Annotated in this window: 17 protein-coding genes; 9 read left to right on the top strand and 8 right to left on the bottom strand. The window is 63.7% G+C overall.

The annotated features are described in order from the left end of the window. Positions 1 to 114 precede the first annotated feature (114 nt). Entirely contained in the window at positions 115 to 687 is a 573-nt protein-coding gene (locus CATRI_RS08640) for a WKL family lipoprotein (RefSeq protein WP_290216654.1), read from the top strand. Here the strand turns inward: CATRI_RS08640 and CATRI_RS08635 are convergent. Together CATRI_RS08635 and CATRI_RS08630 are read right to left on the bottom strand one after the other, a co-directional pair. Next, positions 684 to 2,360, bottom strand: coding sequence for an ABC-F family ATP-binding cassette domain-containing protein (locus tag CATRI_RS08635; RefSeq protein ID WP_290216652.1), 1,677 nt, complete (start codon positions 2,358 to 2,360; stop codon positions 684 to 686). The two genes, CATRI_RS08640 and CATRI_RS08635, sit on opposite strands and share 4 nt — an antisense overlap. 117 nt (positions 2,361 to 2,477) lie before the next feature. Then, entirely contained in the window at positions 2,478 to 3,524 is a 1,047-nt protein-coding gene (locus CATRI_RS08630; protein WP_290216650.1) for a hypothetical protein, read from the bottom strand. 60 nt (positions 3,525 to 3,584) lie between these two features. Between CATRI_RS08630 and lspA the strand changes: the two genes are divergently transcribed. Genes lspA through CATRI_RS08615 form a run of 3 tightly spaced genes read left to right on the top strand, consistent with a single transcriptional unit; the run spans position 3,585 to position 5,622 of the window. Then, a complete protein-coding gene (gene lspA, locus CATRI_RS08625) occupies positions 3,585 to 4,127 on the top strand; it encodes a signal peptidase II (protein WP_290221067.1) in 543 nt (180 codons plus the stop codon). Next, entirely contained in the window at positions 4,124 to 5,050 is a 927-nt protein-coding gene (locus tag CATRI_RS08620) for an RluA family pseudouridine synthase (RefSeq protein ID WP_290216649.1), read from the top strand. Before lspA ends, CATRI_RS08620 begins: the two co-directional genes overlap by 4 nt. Then, on the top strand, positions 5,047 to 5,622 hold the full coding sequence (locus tag CATRI_RS08615; RefSeq protein ID WP_290216647.1) for a hypothetical protein: 576 nt from the start codon (positions 5,047 to 5,049) through the stop codon (positions 5,620 to 5,622). The genes CATRI_RS08620 and CATRI_RS08615 overlap by 4 nt, the downstream gene beginning before the upstream one ends. On the opposite strand, the gene rarD is transcribed toward CATRI_RS08615, so the two are convergent. After that, a complete protein-coding gene (gene rarD / locus CATRI_RS08610; protein WP_290216645.1) occupies positions 5,619 to 6,488 on the bottom strand; it encodes an EamA family transporter RarD in 870 nt (289 codons plus the stop codon). The two genes, CATRI_RS08615 and rarD, sit on opposite strands and share 4 nt — an antisense overlap. Before the next feature lie 70 nt (positions 6,489 to 6,558). Here rarD and dnaE point away from each other — a divergent pair, with 70 nt between their 5' ends. After that, complete coding sequence (gene dnaE / locus CATRI_RS08605) at positions 6,559 to 10,125, top strand: DNA polymerase III subunit alpha (RefSeq protein WP_290216643.1); 3,567 nt, start codon at positions 6,559 to 6,561, stop codon at positions 10,123 to 10,125. A 61-nt stretch (positions 10,126 to 10,186) separates the two neighbouring features. Here the strand turns inward: dnaE and CATRI_RS08600 are convergent, their stop codons facing one another. Beyond that, complete coding sequence (locus CATRI_RS08600; RefSeq protein ID WP_290216641.1) at positions 10,187 to 10,519, bottom strand: hypothetical protein; 333 nt, start codon at positions 10,517 to 10,519, stop codon at positions 10,187 to 10,189. A gap of 138 nt (positions 10,520 to 10,657) precedes the next feature. On the opposite strand from CATRI_RS08600, the gene ilvA reads away from it, so the two are divergent. Beyond that, a complete protein-coding gene (ilvA, locus tag CATRI_RS08595; protein ID WP_290216639.1) occupies positions 10,658 to 11,962 on the top strand; it encodes a threonine ammonia-lyase IlvA in 1,305 nt (434 codons plus the stop codon). Here ilvA and CATRI_RS08590 read toward each other — a convergent pair. The 3 genes from CATRI_RS08590 to treZ are packed head-to-tail and all read right to left on the bottom strand — an operon-like array spanning position 11,959 to position 15,157. Continuing rightward, complete coding sequence (locus tag CATRI_RS08590) at positions 11,959 to 12,693, bottom strand: AAA family ATPase (RefSeq protein WP_290216637.1); 735 nt, start codon at positions 12,691 to 12,693, stop codon at positions 11,959 to 11,961. The genes ilvA and CATRI_RS08590 overlap by 4 nt on opposite strands. Continuing rightward, entirely contained in the window at positions 12,690 to 13,418 is a 729-nt protein-coding gene (locus tag CATRI_RS08585) for an AAA family ATPase (RefSeq protein ID WP_435384200.1), read from the bottom strand. Before CATRI_RS08585 ends, CATRI_RS08590 begins: the two co-directional genes overlap by 4 nt. Before the next feature lie 5 nt (positions 13,419 to 13,423). Then, a complete protein-coding gene (gene treZ / locus CATRI_RS08580) occupies positions 13,424 to 15,157 on the bottom strand; it encodes a malto-oligosyltrehalose trehalohydrolase (RefSeq protein ID WP_290216633.1) in 1,734 nt (577 codons plus the stop codon). Between the two features lie 46 nt (positions 15,158 to 15,203). Between treZ and CATRI_RS08575 the strand changes: the two genes are divergently transcribed. Genes CATRI_RS08575 through CATRI_RS08565 form a run of 3 tightly spaced genes read left to right on the top strand, consistent with a single transcriptional unit; the run spans position 15,204 to position 16,499 of the window. Continuing rightward, positions 15,204 to 15,848, top strand: a complete 645-nt coding sequence (locus tag CATRI_RS08575) for a YigZ family protein (protein ID WP_290216632.1) — start codon at positions 15,204 to 15,206, stop codon at positions 15,846 to 15,848. A 24-nt stretch (positions 15,849 to 15,872) separates the two neighbouring features. Then, the gene (locus tag CATRI_RS08570; RefSeq protein ID WP_290216630.1) at positions 15,873 to 16,106 is read left to right on the top strand and encodes a hypothetical protein; all 234 of its coding nucleotides are present in this window, start codon (positions 15,873 to 15,875) and stop codon (positions 16,104 to 16,106) included. Positions 16,107 to 16,118: 12 nt separating this feature from the next. Continuing rightward, positions 16,119 to 16,499 (top strand): RNA-binding S4 domain-containing protein, encoded by a 381-nt coding sequence (locus CATRI_RS08565; protein ID WP_290216628.1) that lies wholly within the window; start codon positions 16,119 to 16,121, stop codon positions 16,497 to 16,499. A gap of 225 nt (positions 16,500 to 16,724) precedes the next feature. Here CATRI_RS08565 and CATRI_RS08560 read toward each other — a convergent pair whose 3' ends face one another. Next, the gene (locus CATRI_RS08560; RefSeq protein WP_290216627.1) at positions 16,725 to 16,853 is read right to left on the bottom strand and encodes a hypothetical protein; all 129 of its coding nucleotides are present in this window, start codon (positions 16,851 to 16,853) and stop codon (positions 16,725 to 16,727) included. Positions 16,854 to 16,875: the final 22 nt, after the last annotated feature.

Here is a 16,875-nt window from a genome sequence, read left to right as displayed (position 1 = left end):
GGATTCACAGCTTCGGAATGGGGGATAGCGGGATTATCCCGTGTACGATTTATGCCGATACGGGCATCTGAAAAGCTCTGACCGATCGTGCCCAGACTAAGGAGAGTTATTTCCGTGAAGCTGAACAAAATCACCGCGCTGGCGGCCGCCGTGGGCGCTGCCCTCGCCCTGACCGCCTGCAGCACCGACGATGGCGGATCCGCCACCACGTCTGCCAGTGGCTCGGCCACCGAATCAGCCATCGCCGCCCCCAGCTTGCCGACGGCCGACGAACTCAACCAGGTCCTCGCCCGCGCCACCGACCCGAACGTGCCGCTGGAAAACAAGGTGTCCACGGTCCAAGGTGGAGAGACCGCCCCGGAGCTCTTTGAAACGATGGCTGCCTCGCAGGCCGAGTCCGGAGCCCAATTCCAGGTGGTCAACCCGGTCCTGCCGGGCTACACCCCGGACTCCGTCCTCGCATCCGTGAACTTCACCCTCCCGGATCAGCCCGCTCAGCCCGCCGAGAACGTGGAGTTCATCTACGAAAACGGCGAGTGGAAGCTCTCCCAGTCCTGGGCCTGCACCCTGATCACCAACACCGTGGCCCCGGACCAGGTTCCGGCCATGTGCCAGGAGTTTGCACCAGCACCGGCTCCGGCAGAGGAAGCGCCCGCCGAGGCACCGGTGGAGGCCCCGACCTCTTAGCCTTCGCGGCTTTCGCGGCCCTCCAAGGTGAGGATCTTGCCACGGCCGTCGGTGCGCACCGCCCACCGGCGGCGAATCCACCGGTCATGGGTGGCCATGAGCACCGTGCCAGGGAACTGAGACAAGGCCTCCTCCAGCTCCTCCGCTAAGGCGAGGGAGAGGTGGTTGGTGGGCTCATCGAGAAGCAGGATGTCCGGCGGAGACGCCAAGATGATGCCGAGCGATACCCGTCGCCTCTGCCCCAGGGAGAGTTCTCCCAGGGGTCGGGCGGCGGTTTCTTCGTTCATCAGGCCCATATCCATGAGGCTGGGGGAGCCGGCGGGGACGCGGGCAGTGAAGATATCGATGGCGGGAGTATCGAGGTCAATCCACTCGTCGTCCTGGCTCAGCCGGGTGATACGTACTTCCTCCGGGATGCGCAGCAGGCCCTCATCTACTGGCACCCGACCCTGGATTACCGACAAGAAGGTGGATTTACCAGCGCCGTTCGGGCCTTCGACCAGCCAATGGTCGCCGGGCTGCACAGTGATGTCGAGGGGCCCGAGCCGGTCGGTGACCACGAGATCGCGGGCGACGACAGCCGGTTCCCCGAGGGAAGCCAGCGTGCCGTGCTCGGGAATGCCGTGGAACTGCAGGCGTGCGGGCGGCTTGGGCAGCTCGTCGCGCTCCAACGCCTCGAGCCGGTTGCGGGCCGAGCGTAGTCGATTACCCAGGGTCTTGGCCGCGCGGTCGGCGTAGAACTTGTCGGTGATCCGGGACTCAGACTTCGACTTGTCGCTGTGGAAGATGTCCGATTCGCCGGTCTGGGTGGCCTTTTCCAAGCGGAGGCGTTCGTGCTCCTGGGCGGCGTAAAGCTCCTCCCAGCGGCGGCGGATGTCTTCGCGGGACTCCAGGTAGTCGCTGAAGGAGCCCGTGAACTGAATGCCTTGGCGGGTCGCTTCGCCCGAACCGCCCTCCGCGCCGAGTCCAGGATCGAGGTCGACGAGGGCATCGGCGGACTTATCCAGGAAGAAGCGGTCGTGGCTGGCGACGAGAACCGGGCCGGAGAACTCTTTGAGTTCGTTGATGAGGAAGTCCACGCCGTCATCGTCGATGTGGTTGGTGGGCTCGTCAAGCACGAGGGCATCGACAGGGCGCAACAAGAGGGCAGCCAGGGCGAATCGGCGACGCTGTCCACCAGAGAGGTGGCCAATGGTCGTGGCGAGGGGAATATCCGCCAACCCGAGCCCGGCGAGGACGGTGGCGATGCGGGCATCGAGCTCCCACACCCCAGACTGCTCGGCCTGGGCGAGGGCGGCATCGAAGGCATCGGCCAGTGCCGGGTCGTCCGGATTGTCCGCCATGGCGGACGATATTTCGCCGATGCGCGTCTCGACGGCGCGGAGCTCGGCCACGGCGGCGTCGATAAGCGCGGACACGGGGGAGGAGAACGGCAGTTCCGTTTCCTGCGCGATGAACCCCGTGGTCGGAGGGGTAGTGACAAAGCCGACATCCGGTTCCAGGGTGCCGGCGATGATCTCCAGCAGCGTCGATTTTCCGGCACCGTTTTCGCCGATGAGTCCGGTGACGCGCCCGGCGGGGACGGCGAAGTCGACGTCGGTAAGCACGCGGCGGGCAGTACCGGGATAGGTAAAGCTCACGCCGTCAATTTTTAAGTGGTGGGGAGAAGCCATGAGGTGATCCTTCGGCCGGGGCGGGAGCCGAGTGTTCAGGCTGCAACCGCACGGAAGATGGGGAAATGAGGGTGAATTACCAAAGGATCATGGGGGTCACTATATCAGTCAGGAGAACTAGCCTTCAGTAAAGGCCAGGGACGTGGTCGAATCCTGCACGATCCTAATCGTTGGATCCTGCCCGCCGTAGACGACGCGGGTGGTGAAGGAGACGCGGCCATCGATAGGCAGCGGCTTGGTCAGGTCGACGGTGAGCGTGCCCTCGCTGGTGGTGTTGGAGTGCAGGACGTTGAGAGTTTCCCCGGTCATCTGCATCGCCCCGGGGAGACCATCTATGCTCAGTGAGCTGATCGCCGGGCGTTGTTGCACCTTCACGTCGAGGGTGACCGTGTCCCCCTGGATAGACGTCACCGTGTACGTCGTGGTCTGCAGGAGGGTGGATTCGCCCGTGACCCGGGAATCGACAGTCCACCGTGCGCCTTCGGAGATCTCCTCGGTGGGGAACTCGACGGGCAGCGACATCAGCTTGAGCAGGGCCTGCTCCGTGACGGCGCGGCCATTGTCAGTCGCATCCTGCGGGGCGGCTAGCCGCACCGTGGACATGGCCCCGTTATCCTCAGCGCGCCAACCCACGAGGAAGCCCTCGGTGGAGCGAACATCATCGGTCAGCTCCAGGTTGGAGTTCGACGGTTGCCCCAGGACCAACGACACATCCCGGGTGGCGGCCCGCTCCTGATTGTTGGTGTTTGCTTCGGCGGCGACCCGGGTGGCACCGGTCAGCGGCAGACGCATGGTCTGCACATCACCCCCGGCGGGAGCGTTAACATCGAGCTTGTCCTGGGTGATCGCGAACTGGTTGAACCCCTCCGCCACCTCCACATTGAAGGTGTGGTCAGTAACATCCTCGCCCTCGGGGGTGGCGTCGCGGAAGGCGATGACTTGTGCCTGCTGCGCGCCTGTGTCCCCCGCCGGATCGTTCGTCGGATCACCGAGGGATTCCACGACCACCCGACTCGCATCCACCGGCAGACCGACCGCGTTCTCCACCGTAGGGGAGGAGTCCTGCTCGGCCGTGCAGGCGCTGAGCAGCAGGGTCGTTGACGCTACCAGGGAGGCAGCGGCGAGGATCGGACGCGGGAAACGGCGCGACGTGGAGAAATTCACATCGTCCACGCTACTCCATGCAGGTGGACGGGTGGACCTGAGGCGGCGGGGTGGGGGATGATGGTCAGCGTGACTCAGCCAGCAGCTTCCGCAGCACCCGTGCCGCGCGCCCGACATGTGGCCCTCATGGCCGCCATCATCGTCATGGTGGCGGCCGTCGACCAGGTGATCAAGTCGCTGGTGGTGCACCTGATGGAACCGGGCGACATCGTCCCCGTGATTGGTGATTGGCTACGGCTGTACCTGCTGTTCAACCCGGGGGCGGCGTTTTCTATGGGGGAGAACTCCACCTGGCTGTTTACCACCATCCAGCTCACCTTTGTAGTGGTGATCGCGGTGGTGTCCCCCCGCATCCGCGACCGGTGGCAGGCCGTGGGCCTGGCCATGATCGCCGGCGGCGCGCTGGGTAACCTCCTCGATCGTCTCTTCCGAGATCCCGGCTTCTGGTTCGGCCACGTCGTGGATTACATTTCCGTCGGCCGCTTCGCCATCTTCAACCTGGCGGATGCCTCCATTACAGTCGGCGTTGTGGTTTTCGTTGTCGCGATGTTTGTGGAGGAACGCCGCGTCAAACCCGCACCAACCGAGGAGGCCGAGGCATGAGCCAACGCGAAACCCGCACCCTGCCCGTCCCCGAGGGGTTGGCTGGCATGCGCGTCGATGCGGGCCTATCCAAGCTCCTGGGCCTCTCCCGCACGGTCGCGGCCGACCTCGCCACGGCAGGGGAGGTGCTTATCGAAGGCTCGCCCGTCGGCAAGTCCGATCGGCTCACCGCCGACACCTGGCTGGAGGTCACCCTCCCCGAAGTCGCCGACCTCACCCCTCGGGCGGAGTTGGTCGAGGGTCTAGATATCCTCTACTCCGACGACGATCTCATCGCCGTGCACAAGCCGGTCGGGGTCGCCGCCCATCCCACCGTCGGGTGGGAAGGCCCCACGGTCGTCGGTGGATTGGCGGCCGCCGGTTTCCGCATCTCCACCTCTGGCCCGCCGGAGCGCAAGGGCATCGTGCAGAGGCTCGACGTGGGCACCTCCGGCGTCATGGTTGTCGCCGCCTCAGAACGCGGATACTCCGTGCTCAAGCAAGCTTTCCGCGACCGGACCGTGAACAAGACCTACCACGCCCTGGTCCAGGGGCACCCCGATCCTTTCACCGGCACGATCGACGCCCCCATCGGCCGTCACCCCTCCTCCGGCTGGCGTTTCGCCGTGACCGCCGAGGGCAAACATGCGATCACCCACTACGACACGATCGAAGCGTTCCGCGAGGCCACCTTGTTAGAGGTGAAGTTGGAAACCGGCCGCACCCACCAGATCCGCGTCCACATGTCCGCCATCGGTCACCCGTGCGTGGGCGACCCGATGTATGGCTCCAATCCCGACCTCTCCGAGCGCCTGGGGCTTGGCCGCCAGTGGCTCCACGCCGTGCGACTCGGTTTCCATCACCCGGCCGACGGTCGCTGGATGGAGATCGAAGCCTCCTACCCGGATGACCTCGCCCTCGCCTTGGATCGAGTGAAAGAATGACTGAGCAGCGCGCGACCCTGCTTTCTCGCGTCGTCGGCGCCGTTGCCATCATCGCTCTCGTCGGGGCCCTCATCTTCGCCTTCTTTGATGATGCGACATCCAAGCCACTCGCCCCCAACGGCGACATCGTGGGCAAGGAGGCCTCCGAGCCCTATTCGGTCTACGCCGCCCGCGCCGCCGACAGCGTGGCAGAGGCTCACGACCCCGCCTACGCGTTGGTCACTTTCACCCATCCGTTGACGCCCGAAGAGGCACAAACTGCACTCGGTTCGGTGGGCCGCGTCAACGCCATGGTCATCGCCTCGGCTTCGCCGTTCCCCCTGCCGGAACCTGTCGACGGCGCCTCCCGCGCCTCCGTCTTCCACACCGAACTTGGCCGCATCGCGCAAATGCTCTCCGGGGTCGGCCAGGTCCCGGTTCCCGAGCGTTTCGACGCCGTCGTGGTCTACGACAGCGGCGACGCCCTGCGGGAGGTCGCTTCCCACGCCAACATCGCCACCGTGGAGGTGCTTCCCGCCGACGCGTCTTGGGGTCGCTTCGGTGTGCGACCCGTCGACGTCCCGCAGTCCTAGGGCCGCCTGGTGGTTGAGCGGCGTCGAGCTTTCCGCGCCAGGTCGATGAGGTAGATGGCAACAGCACACCAAATGATGATGAAGCCGATCCACCGGCCCGTGGACAAAAGCTCGTGGGTGACAAACAGGGCCCACAGCATCTGCATCGTCGGCGTGAGGTACTGAATCATGCCGAGGGTAGCCAGGGGGATGCGCTTGGAGGCCATGCCGAACAGCAGCAAGGGCACCGTGGTGACCACGCCGGAGATGATGAGCAGCGCGGTGTGTGAGGGGCCTTCGCCCACAAACGTGCTGCGCCCTACGGCGCTGAGCCACACGAGGTAGCCAATCGCTAGCGGCGCCATGACCAGGGATTCGGCGGTCAATGATGCCGTGGGAGGCACCTGTACCTGCTTCTTCACCAAGCCATAGAAGCCAAAGGAGAAGGCCAACCCGAGTGCCAGGATGGGTGCCTGGCCGGAGAGGAAGGTCAACTGGATCACGCCTACGGCTGCGATCGCCACCGAGACTGTCTGGAGTCGGCTGAGGCGCTCGCCCAGAAAGACCACGCCCAGCAGCACCGAAACCAGAGGATTGATGAAGTATCCGAGGGCAGCATCGGCGACGTGATCGGAGTTCACCGCAACGACATAAATGCCCCAGTTGACGGAAATGAGCAACCCCGCCAGGACGAGGAGAAGCCACGTCGAGCGGCTAGCGCGGCGCAGGGCATCCCAGCCTTTGAGCGCGGTGAGCACCACGGTCATGATCACGGCGGTCCACACGATACGGTGGGCAAGAATCTCCACGGGTCCCGCCGGCAACAGCAGGGGGAAAAATGCTGGGAACAGGCCCCACAGCAGGTAAGCGACCAGACCGTAGATCATGTCAGGCCATGCTACTAGCCGTTTCTTCAGCTAATTTCCTTGACTTGCCAGACTGGCTAGACTTCACGGCATGGCAAAGAACTCCTCCTTCGTCCACTTGCATAACCACACCGAGTTTTCGATGCTCGACGGAATGGCCAAGGTGGACCTTCTGGCGGAGGAGGTTGGTCGCCAAGGCATGCCCGCCGTCGGTATGACCGACCACGGCAACATGTTTGGCTCCGATGCCTTTTACAAGCGAATGACGGCCGCGGGGATCAAGCCGATCATTGGCATCGAGGCCTACTTGGCGCCCGAGAGCCGCTTCAACAAAACTCGCGTGCGCTGGGGTGAGCCCCACCAAAAATCCGATGACGTGTCCGCCTCTGGTGCCTATCTGCACCAGACGATGCTCGCCGAGAATGCCACCGGCTTAAAGAACCTGTTTTACCTGTCCTCGATGGCGTCCTACGAGGGGCAGTTGGGCAAGTGGCCGCGCATGGACGCGGAGCTCATCGCCGAGCATGCCGACGGCATCATCGCCACGACCGGTTGCCCTTCCGGCGACGTGCAAACCCGCCTCCGCCTCGGTCAGTTCGACCAGGCTTTGGAAGCCGCCGCCATGTGGCAGGACATTTACGGCAAAGACAACTACTTCCTCGAGCTCATGGATCACGGATTGCACATTGAGCAGCGCGTGCGCTCCGAGCTCCTGGAGATCGGCCGCAAGCTCGAACTACCCGCCCTCGTCACCAACGACTGCCACTATGTCCTGGAATCCCAGGCCCAGGCACACGAGGCGATGCTGTGCGTCCAAACCGGCAAGACCCTCAACGACCCTGATCGCTTCAAATTCGATGGCACCGGCTACTACATCAAGCCAGCCTCGGAGATGAGACAGCTTTTCGACGACATCGTGCCCGACGGATGCGACAACACCCTGCTCATTGCGGAAAGGGTGCAAGACTACAGCGAAATCTGGGAATCCCACCCCCACGACCGCATGCCCGTCGCGGATGTCCCCGACGGCCACACCCCGACGACGTGGCTGCACCACGAGGTGATGGAGGGATTGCGGGAGCGTTTCCACGGCGCCGAGATCCCCGCCGACTACATCGAACGAGCTGAGTTCGAGATCAACGTCATCGACATGAAGGGCTACCCCTCCTACTTCCTCATCGTCGCCGAGATCATCAAGCACGCCCGCTCCATCGGCATTCGCGTCGGCCCGGGCCGTGGCTCCGCGGCAGGTGCCCTCGTCGCCTACGCCTTGACCATTACTAACATCGACCCGATCGAACATGGTCTGCTGTTCGAGCGATTCCTCAACCCCGAGCGACCGTCTGCTCCCGATATCGATATCGACTTCGATGACCGCCGACGCGGTGAGATGATCCGCTACGCCTCCGAACGCTGGGGCGAGGACAAGATCGCCCAGGTGATCACCTTCGGCACGGTGAAAACGAAGCAGGCGCTTAAAGACTCCGCCCGCGTGCAGTTCGGACAGCCCGGCTACCAAATGGCCGACCGCATTACAAAGGTCCTGCCGCCGCCGATCATGGCCAAGGACATCCCCCTTTCCGGCATCACCGATTCCTCGCATGAGCGATTCAACGAGGCCGGAGAGGTCCGCCAGCTCATCGAAACCGACCCAGATATCCGGAAGATCTACGAGACCGCCCGTGGCCTCGAAGGCGTGGTCCGCCAGGCGGGCGTGCACGCCTGTGCCGTGATCATGGCGTCGGTCCCGCTGCTCGACCACATCCCGATGTGGCGGCGAGCCAACGACGGCGCGCTCATCACCGGCTGGGATTACCCGGCGTGCGAGGCCATCGGCCTGCTCAAGATGGACTTCCTCGGTCTGCGTAACCTCACCGTCATTGGCGATGCCCTCGACAACATCAAAGCCAACCGCGGCGAAGACCTCGACCTGGAAACCCTGGCGATCGAGGACACGGAAACCTACGAGCTGCTCGGCCGGGGCGAAACCCTCGGCGTGTTCCAGCTGGACTCCGGCGGCATGCAGGAACTGCTCAAACGCATGAAGCCCACCGGCTTCAACGACATCGTCGCCTCCCTGGCGCTCTACAGACCCGGCCCCATGGGCGTCAACGCCCACCTCGACTACGCCGACCGCAAGAACGGCCGCAAGCCCATCGTGCCCATCCACCCCGAGCTCGAGGAACCGCTGCGCGACATCCTCGACGAGACCTACGGCCTCATCGTCTACCAGGAGCAGATCATGGAGATCTCGCGCCGGGTGGCCAACTACACCGCCGGTGAAGCCGATGGCTTCCGAAAAGCCATGGGTAAGAAGAAACCCGAGGTGCTGGAGAAGGAGTACGCGAAGTTTGAGGCCGGGATGCTCTCCAACGGCTTCAGCGCTGAGCCAATCAAGGCACTGTGGGACACCATCTTGCCTTTCGCCTCCTACGCTTTTAACAAGTCACACGCCGCAGGCTATGGCCTCGTGTCCTTCTGGACCGCTTACCTCAAGGCCCACTACGCCCCCGAATACATGGCCGCCCTGCTGACCTCTGTCGCGGATAAGAAGGACAAATCCGCCATCTACCTCTCGGACTGCCGGCACTTGGGGTTGAAAGTCCTGCCCCCGGACGTCAACCAGTCGGAGAATGACTTCGTCGCCGTCGGCGAGGACATCCGCTTCGGCCTCGGGGCCATCCGCAACGTGGGCGAGGAGGTCGTGGCGTCGATTGTGGAAACGCGCAGGGCAAAGGGGTCGTTTACCTCCTTCTCTGATTACCTCGACAAGATCGACTTGCTTCCCTGCAACAAGCGCATCACGGAATCGCTCATCAAGGGAGGCGCCTTCGACTCCCTGGAGCATCCCCGAAAGGGCCTCATGCTCGTCCACGAGGATGCCGTCGACTCTGTTCTGGCCACCAAGAAGGCCGCGGACAAGGGACAATTCGACCTTTTCGCTGGCTTCGGCGGTGAGGAGGGGGACGACAGCGGCGTGAGCGTGTTCGCCATCGAGGTGCCAGAGGAGAATTGGGACCGCAAGCACGAGCTGGCTTTGGAACGTGAGATGCTCGGCCTCTACGTCTCAGGCCATCCGCTGGACGGTTTCGAAGAGGCGCTCGAGGCTCAAACCGACACCGCCCTGACCACCATCCTGGCGGGGGAGGCCCGCCACGGAGCCGAGGTGACCATCGGTGGCATCATCTCGGGTGTGGACCGCCGCTTCTCCAAAAAGGATGGCTCCCCGTGGGCCATCGTGACCATGGAAGACCACCATGGCGCGCAGGTGGAACTCCTCGTCTTTAACAAGGTCTACTCGCTGGTAGCGTCCCAGATCGTTGAAGACAACATCATCCTGGCGAAGGCACATGTGTCCATCAAGGACGATCGCATGTCATTGTTCTGCGATGACCTCAAGGTCCCCGAGCTGGGGCCCGGCAACGGGGCGGGCCTGCCGCTGCGTCTGACGTTGCGCACCGATCAGTGCACCATCGAGCACATCACCAAACTCAAGCAGGTGTTGGTATCCAACAAGGGCGAATCTGATGTCTATCTCAAGATCGTCAACGGTGATTCCTCGACGATGATGGTCCTCGGTGAGCACCTGCGAGTGGAACGGTCCGGATCATTGATGGGAGACCTTAAGGCGACGATGGGGCAGGGAATTCTAGGCTAAGACCCATGCAGCCAAAAAAGGGGCTCACCGGCCGGTGAGCCCCTTAATCCGTTGTGGAGAACTAGACCGGCACGCCGATGCTGCGGAGCGCGTTGCGCAGCATGGCCTCACCGTTGGGGATGAACGGGGTGGCGAAGGCGGCGACCTTGGTGACGAGGGCGCCGACCATCAAGATCGCCTGCACGGTGTCGAGGACGAGCTTGGCATCACCGGTGACAACGGCGGAGCCCATGAGCGGAGGAATACCCTCGGGCAGATCCTCGGGGGTGCTGCTGAGGGAAGTGTCGGAGGACAGGCTGGAGCCCGAGCCATCTTCGGCCTGGACGGGAGTAACGAGCGCGAGGCCGGTGGCAGTGGCTGCGACGAGTGCGACGGTCAGACGACGACGGTTCATGGGTTCTCCTAATAAGAGGCCTAACGGCGTGAAGACATTCACCATGAAACATAGCAGTTGCATGTGAGATTATCTTCCCCCTGCAGAATTCAGTTGCTTGTTCAGCGCTGAGAACTTGGCGGACTACACTGTTTCCCCATGAGCGAGAACCCATCGGTATCCCTGGCCCCTGACACTTTCGACGCAGTCCGCGCGTCGGACATTCAGCATGCTCAGGCCCGAATTTCGGCGGTCATCGCCCCCACGCCACTGCAGTACTGCCCTCGCCTGTCCGAACAAACCGGGGTCGAGGTCTACCTCAAAAGAGAAGATCTGCAAGACGTGCGCTCCTATAAAATTCGCGGCGCCTACTATGCGGTGGCGAACCTCAACGAGGAACAGCGCGCCGCGGGCATCGTCGCGGCCTCGGCCGGCAATCACGCCCAGGGTGTGGCCTACGCCTGTCGCACAATGGGTATCCGAGGACGCATCTACGTTCCCAGCCAGACCCCGAAGCAAAAGCGCGATCGCATTATGGTCCACGGTGGGGACATGGTGGAGCTCATCGTCACGGGGAACAACTTCGATGAGGCGTCCGCCGCTGCGCATGCCGATGCCGCCGAGCGCGGCGCCACCGTCGTTGAGCCTTTCGACGCCCGAGATACCGTCATCGGGCAGGGCACCGTCGCCGCGGAAATCCTCACCCAGTTGACGTCGGTGGGCAAGTCCCTCGACTCGGTTTTCGTGCCCGTCGGTGGCGGTGGCCTGCTGTCAGGCGTGGCCAGCTACCTTGCCGACATGGCTCCCAGGACCGCCATCATCGGCGTGGAACCTGCCGGTGCGGCCTCCTTGCAGGCTGCCCTTGCCGCCGGTGGACCCGTTACTTTGGACAAACTTGACCCCTTCATCGATGGTGCCGCCGTCAAGCGCATCGGCGACCTGCCATTTCACATCGTCGAGGCCAACCAGGGGCGAATCCACACCATTGATGTTTCAGAGGGCTCGGTGTGCACCGAGTTGTTGGAGCTGTACCAAAACGAGGGCATCATCGCCGAGCCTGCCGGAGCCCTATCCGTCACCGGTTTGCGCCACACGAACCTGGCGCCGGATTCGGTTGTGGTGTGCATCATCTCCGGTGGCAATAACGACGTCCTGCGCTACGCCGAGATCATGGAACGCTCGCTGGTCCACCGCGGCCTCAAGCACTACTTCCTCGTCAACTTCCCGCAGGAGCCCGGCCAGCTGCGTCACTTCCTCACGGACATTCTCGGCCCCGACGATGACATCACGCTGTTTGAGTACCTCAAGCGCAACAACCGCGAGACCGGGGCGGCGCTCGTGGGACTCGAGCTCGGACGAGCCAGCGACTTGGACCCACTGCTGGAGCGGATGTCCACCTCGCGCATTGAATGCCAGCTGCTGCACCCGGAGACCCCCGAATACGAGTACCTGGTGAGCCTCTAGTCTGTCTCCGTCGCTTGCACCATGAACTCGGCAATGGTGTGGGGATCGGCGAAGAAGTCTCGCAACGCCCGGAAGGACGTGGTTTGGTCCACGCCGATCCCGCGGAGGACATCGCCGTCAGCCGTGAACTCGTAGATGCGGGCACCCGGCAAGGACAACAGGACGGGCGAGTGCGTCGCGATGATCAGTTGCGCGCCCGCCTGGGCGATCTGGTGCAGCTCCGCGAGCAACGTCATCTGCCGCACGAAGGACAGGCCCGACTCGGGCTCATCGAGAAGGAACAGGCCGTTGCCGTGGAACTTCTCCTGCACGAGGTGCATGACGGATTCCCCGTGTGACATGGCATTGAGGTCGCGATCGTGATTACGGCCAAATTCCGTCGCCAGGCTGTAGTGGGTTTCTGCCCGCAGGAAGTAGCCCTGCATGGCGCGGGTCCCCATCGTGGGATAAGCGGCATTGCGCAGGGGATTGACCCGCTCTTCTACCCGTTCCCCATAGGCGCCGCCGTCGCTGTTAAATCCGCAGGAGACGGCGATGCCTTCTAGAAGCGTGGACTTTCCCACTCCGTTTTCGCCCGTGAACAAGGTGAAGGGCCGTTCGAGGTTGATCCTTCCCACGTTCTTGAGCACCTGGAACGCCGGGACGGCCTCAACCCACTCCGGTGTCGGCGACGTGAGCGAAGGGGGATACGCCGGGCGGTAGTCACGGATGAACCAACCAGCAATGCTCATGCGTCCTCCTCGGTGAGGAACGCCGCGGAGCCTAAGGGGTCGGAGGCGAACTCCTGGGCTGCGGCGAAGGCATCGGTCTCCTCGAACGGCACCCACCGCACCCCGGTGGGGGTCAGTTCGAGGATCTGGGCATCCGGGATGGCCAAGAGGATGGGGGAGTGGGTCGCCATGATGATCTGGGAACCGGCCTCGGCGAGGTGGTACAGACGCCCCAGCAGCTCCAGCTGACGGAGCGTGGACAGGCCGGCCTCGGGCTCGTCGAGAAGAAACAACCCATCGCCGTGGAAACGGCGAAGAATGGTGGCGATGAGGGACTGGCCGTGGCTCATCCTCCGGAGATCGTTCATGGGAGTGCTGCGCGGCGGCACCGGGTGGAGGGTCTCGTAGTAGCTGGCCAGTTGGTAGAAGGACTCCCCGCGGAGGAAGAAGGCGTCTTCGGGGTTGCGGCGCCGAACCAGCGTGATCGCGGCGTGCAGCGGGGAGACCGAGTCTGTCATGGTTTCAAAGGACGCATGGCGCGAGCCGCCCTCCGGGTTGAGTCGGCTGCCGACGGCGATCGCCTCGATGAAGGTGGACTTTCCCGTCCCGTTCTCACCGGTGATGATGGTGATGGGGGAGTCAAAGTCCACACCCTCCGCGGCTAGCAGCTGAACCACCGGCAGCCCCGCTACGTAGGGCGGGAGCTCTTCGAGGGGGGTATCTAGGCGCGCGGAGGTGATGAACACGGCGGTCAGCGCCTGATCAGCGCGAACTCCCAAGCCCCAAGGTCCGTGGCATCCGGTCCCACGGCAGGCGTGCTGAAGGAGTAAATCAACTCGCCGCCGAAGGGCACAGTAACCGATTCCGCAGAGAGATTGGCCACGAGCATGACGTCCTCGTATCCCATGGCCAGCCACATGTTATCTTCTGAGCCCGTCTCCACGATCAGGCGGGTGAGGTCGGCGCGGGCAAGTCCCAGCTCCGCGCGAAGACGCAGCAGCTCGCGATAAGCGGCGTGAATCTCCTCCTGCGTCTCATCGAACGCCCAGTTCAGTTGGGAAGACTCGAAGGTCATCGGGGAAGCCGGATCGGGCACCATGGCGTGGTCCCAGCCCGTGTGGGAAAACTCGCGGGTCCGGCCTTCGGTGGTGAGGCGATTGAGGTGGTCGTCGGTGTGCGAGCAGAAAAACGCGAACGGGGTGCGTGCACCGAATTCCTCACCCATAAACAGCATCGGGGTGAAGGGGGAGGAGAAGATGATCGCGGCCTTGAGCACCTGCTGCTTCGGGCTGAGGTTCATCGACGGTCGGTCACCGGAGGCACGGTTTCCCACCTGGTCATGGGTGGTGGTGTAGGTGACAAATCGGTGCGCCGGGGTGCTCGCGCGGTTGATGGCCCGGCCGTGGGTACGTCCGCGGAAGTGTGACATCGTGCCGGTGAAAAAGTAGGCTTCGCGCAGGGTTTTCTCCAATGCAGCGAGGGAGCCGTAGTCCTCGTAGTAGGCGTGGTCCTCGCCGGAGACGAGGGTGTGAAGCGCATGGTGGACGTCATCAAGCCATTGTGCAGCGAGGCCGTAGCCACCGGCCTCGGGGGAGGTGATCAGCCGGGGGTCGTTGAGATCGGATTCCGCGATGACGTATCGGGGCACCCCGGTGCGGGTCGTTACGTCGTCGGCGACGGCCTGGATCTGCTCCATGAGGGAAAAGGCACCGCGGTCGTCATAGGCGTGGACGGCGTCGAGGCGCAGCCCATCGATGCGGTACTCGACGAGCCACTGGCGCACGGCGTCGAGAATAAAAGCCCGCACCTCATCCGAATCGGGCCCGGAGATGTTGACCACTTCGCCCCAGCCGGTCGACCCACCGGCGGTGTAGGGGCCGAACATGCCGTTGTAGTTGCCGTCCGGGCCGAAGTGGTTGTACACGACGTCGAGGATGACTCCGATGCCGGCGTTGTGCGCGGCGTCGACAAGCTTTTTCAGGCCCTCAGGGCCACCATATGCCGCATGCACGGCGTGCAGGTCTACCCCGTCGTAACCCCAGTTCCGCGTCCCGCCGAAGGGTTGGACGGGCATGAGTTCGATGGCGGTCACGCCCAAGTCCCGCAGGTAATCAAGCTTGCCGATCACCCCGGCAAACGTCCCCTCCGGCGTGAAGGTGCCCACGTGCAGCTCGTAGATCACCTGCCCCGGCAGCGCCCGCCCCGTCCACTCACCAGAGGTCCAGGCGAAGGCCGGGTCAGTGACCTCGGAAAGCCCATGGATGCCATCGGGCTGTGACGTCGTGCGCGGATCGGGTACGACCTTGGACCAGTCCTCCCCGTTGAACAGGGAATATCCATAGCGCATTCCGGGCTGCGCGATCACCTCAGACACCCACCAATCACCGGCGAGCTTCTGCAGGGGATGAACCGAACCATCCCCCAAGTGCAACCGAACGTCGTGGGCATACGGGGCCCACACGGACAATGGCTCATACGCAGTCATGCGTTCCAGGCTAGGGGTTTGCGCCACGCCGTGCCAGGTAACATCAATGCCCATGGTGACCTCGTACGAACTTCCCGCCGCGAACCGCACCTGGAGCGACGAGTACGAAGTCAAACGCTCCCGCTTCATCGCCGTCGCACGCCGGGTCAGTTCCGAGGAGCAAGCCCGCGAGTTCATCCACGAGGTCAAAGCCACGTACCCCGACGCCCGTCACCACTGCAGCGCCTTCATCGTCGCCGTCGACGGCGCCCAACCCATCGAACGCTCCTCCGACGATGGCGAACCTTCCGGCACCGCCGGTAAGCCCATGTTGGACATGCTCAAAGGTTCCTCGCTTATCGACGCCGCCGTGGTCGTCGTCCGCTACTTCGGCGGCGTCAAGCTCGGCGCAGGGGGCCTCGTCCACGCCTACTCCCACGCCGTCGGCCAACTCCTGCCGCAGGTTGCGCGTGTCACCCGCTCCCTGCGGGAGCTGTACACGCTCGACGTCGGGCATTCCGACGCCGGACGCCTCGAAGCGGAGCTGCGCGGCCGAGGCATCGAGGTGGTCGATGTTAGTTACGCGGCGCGGGTGATGTTCACCCTCGCCGTCGCACCAGGAGGGCGAGAAGAACTTGCTTCTACTTTGGCCGCGCTCACCTCCGGGGCGGCGCAGCTGCGCGAATCAGGAACAGCGTGGGTGGAGTCTTAAGCGCGGGCTACTAGAATGAGGGCTATGACAATGCAACGTCGCCCCAATAATCCGATTGAGCAGCGCAAGCAGGCGGTACGCAAGTACACCCGCAACGCCGCCGTGAGCGTCGGCGTCGGTGTCGTCGGCGGCGTAGCCCTCGGCCTGCTGTTCACCAGCTGGACTTTCCTCATCCTCGGCATGGTCGTCGCCGTCGCCGGAGGCTATATCAACTGGTCGAAGGTGCAAAAGATCGTTAACCACCAAGACAACTACTAGGTTTTTTCGACCATGACTCAACCGGACGGCGGGCCCGTCCGCATCGACGCCTGGGTATGGGCCGTGCGGATCTTCAAAACGCGTTCCGACGCCGCCGCAGCCGTCCGCGCCGGCCACGTCAAACTCAACGGCGTCGCCACAAAACCCGCCCAACAAGTGGTCCCCGGTGACCGCGTCCGCGTCTGGGTCAACCATCGTGAGCTCGACCTGGAAGTGCTGGCAACCGTGCGCAAACGAGTCGGCGCGCCCGTGGCCCGTTCCTGCTACGTCGACCATTCCCCGCCGCCGCCTTCCAAGGAAATCCTCGCTTCCCAACCTCGCCGGGACCGCGGGGCAGGTCGGCCGACGAAGCGCGAGCGACGTGACATCGATCGGCTGCGGGGAAGGGGCTGAAGCGAGTGGCGCGAGGAGCCCAAAACCGGCACTTCCTAACAACTCCGGGGTCAATCCCCCTTCCAAACCCGCCAAGTTGTTAGGAAGTGCGGGTTTCGGTCGGCTCAGTGGGCCAATCAGAGCGCTGAGCTAGGACGACACTCAACCCAGAGCTAGGCCGCGAAAAGGTGCGCCCGCGTCATGATCACGCGGGCGCACCTTCGTAGCGCTGGAAGCTAGCGGTGACTAGAACAGACCCCAGTTGGCAGGCGGGAAGTCAACACCGAAATCCCGGAAGAAATTGGCGACGGCCAGGGCCCAGACGTGAATCGCGTCGGCAGCCTGGGGAAAATCTTCGCGGATGGACGAAAGCATCAGGTCTTCTCCTAAGGAAGTC

The sequence above is a fragment of the Corynebacterium atrinae genome (assembly GCF_030408455.1).
GTDB lineage: Bacteria > Actinomycetota > Actinomycetes > Mycobacteriales > Mycobacteriaceae > Corynebacterium > Corynebacterium atrinae.
The sequence above is the reverse complement of the archived record's forward strand: the minus strand, read 5'-3'. Positions and strand labels throughout refer to the sequence as shown.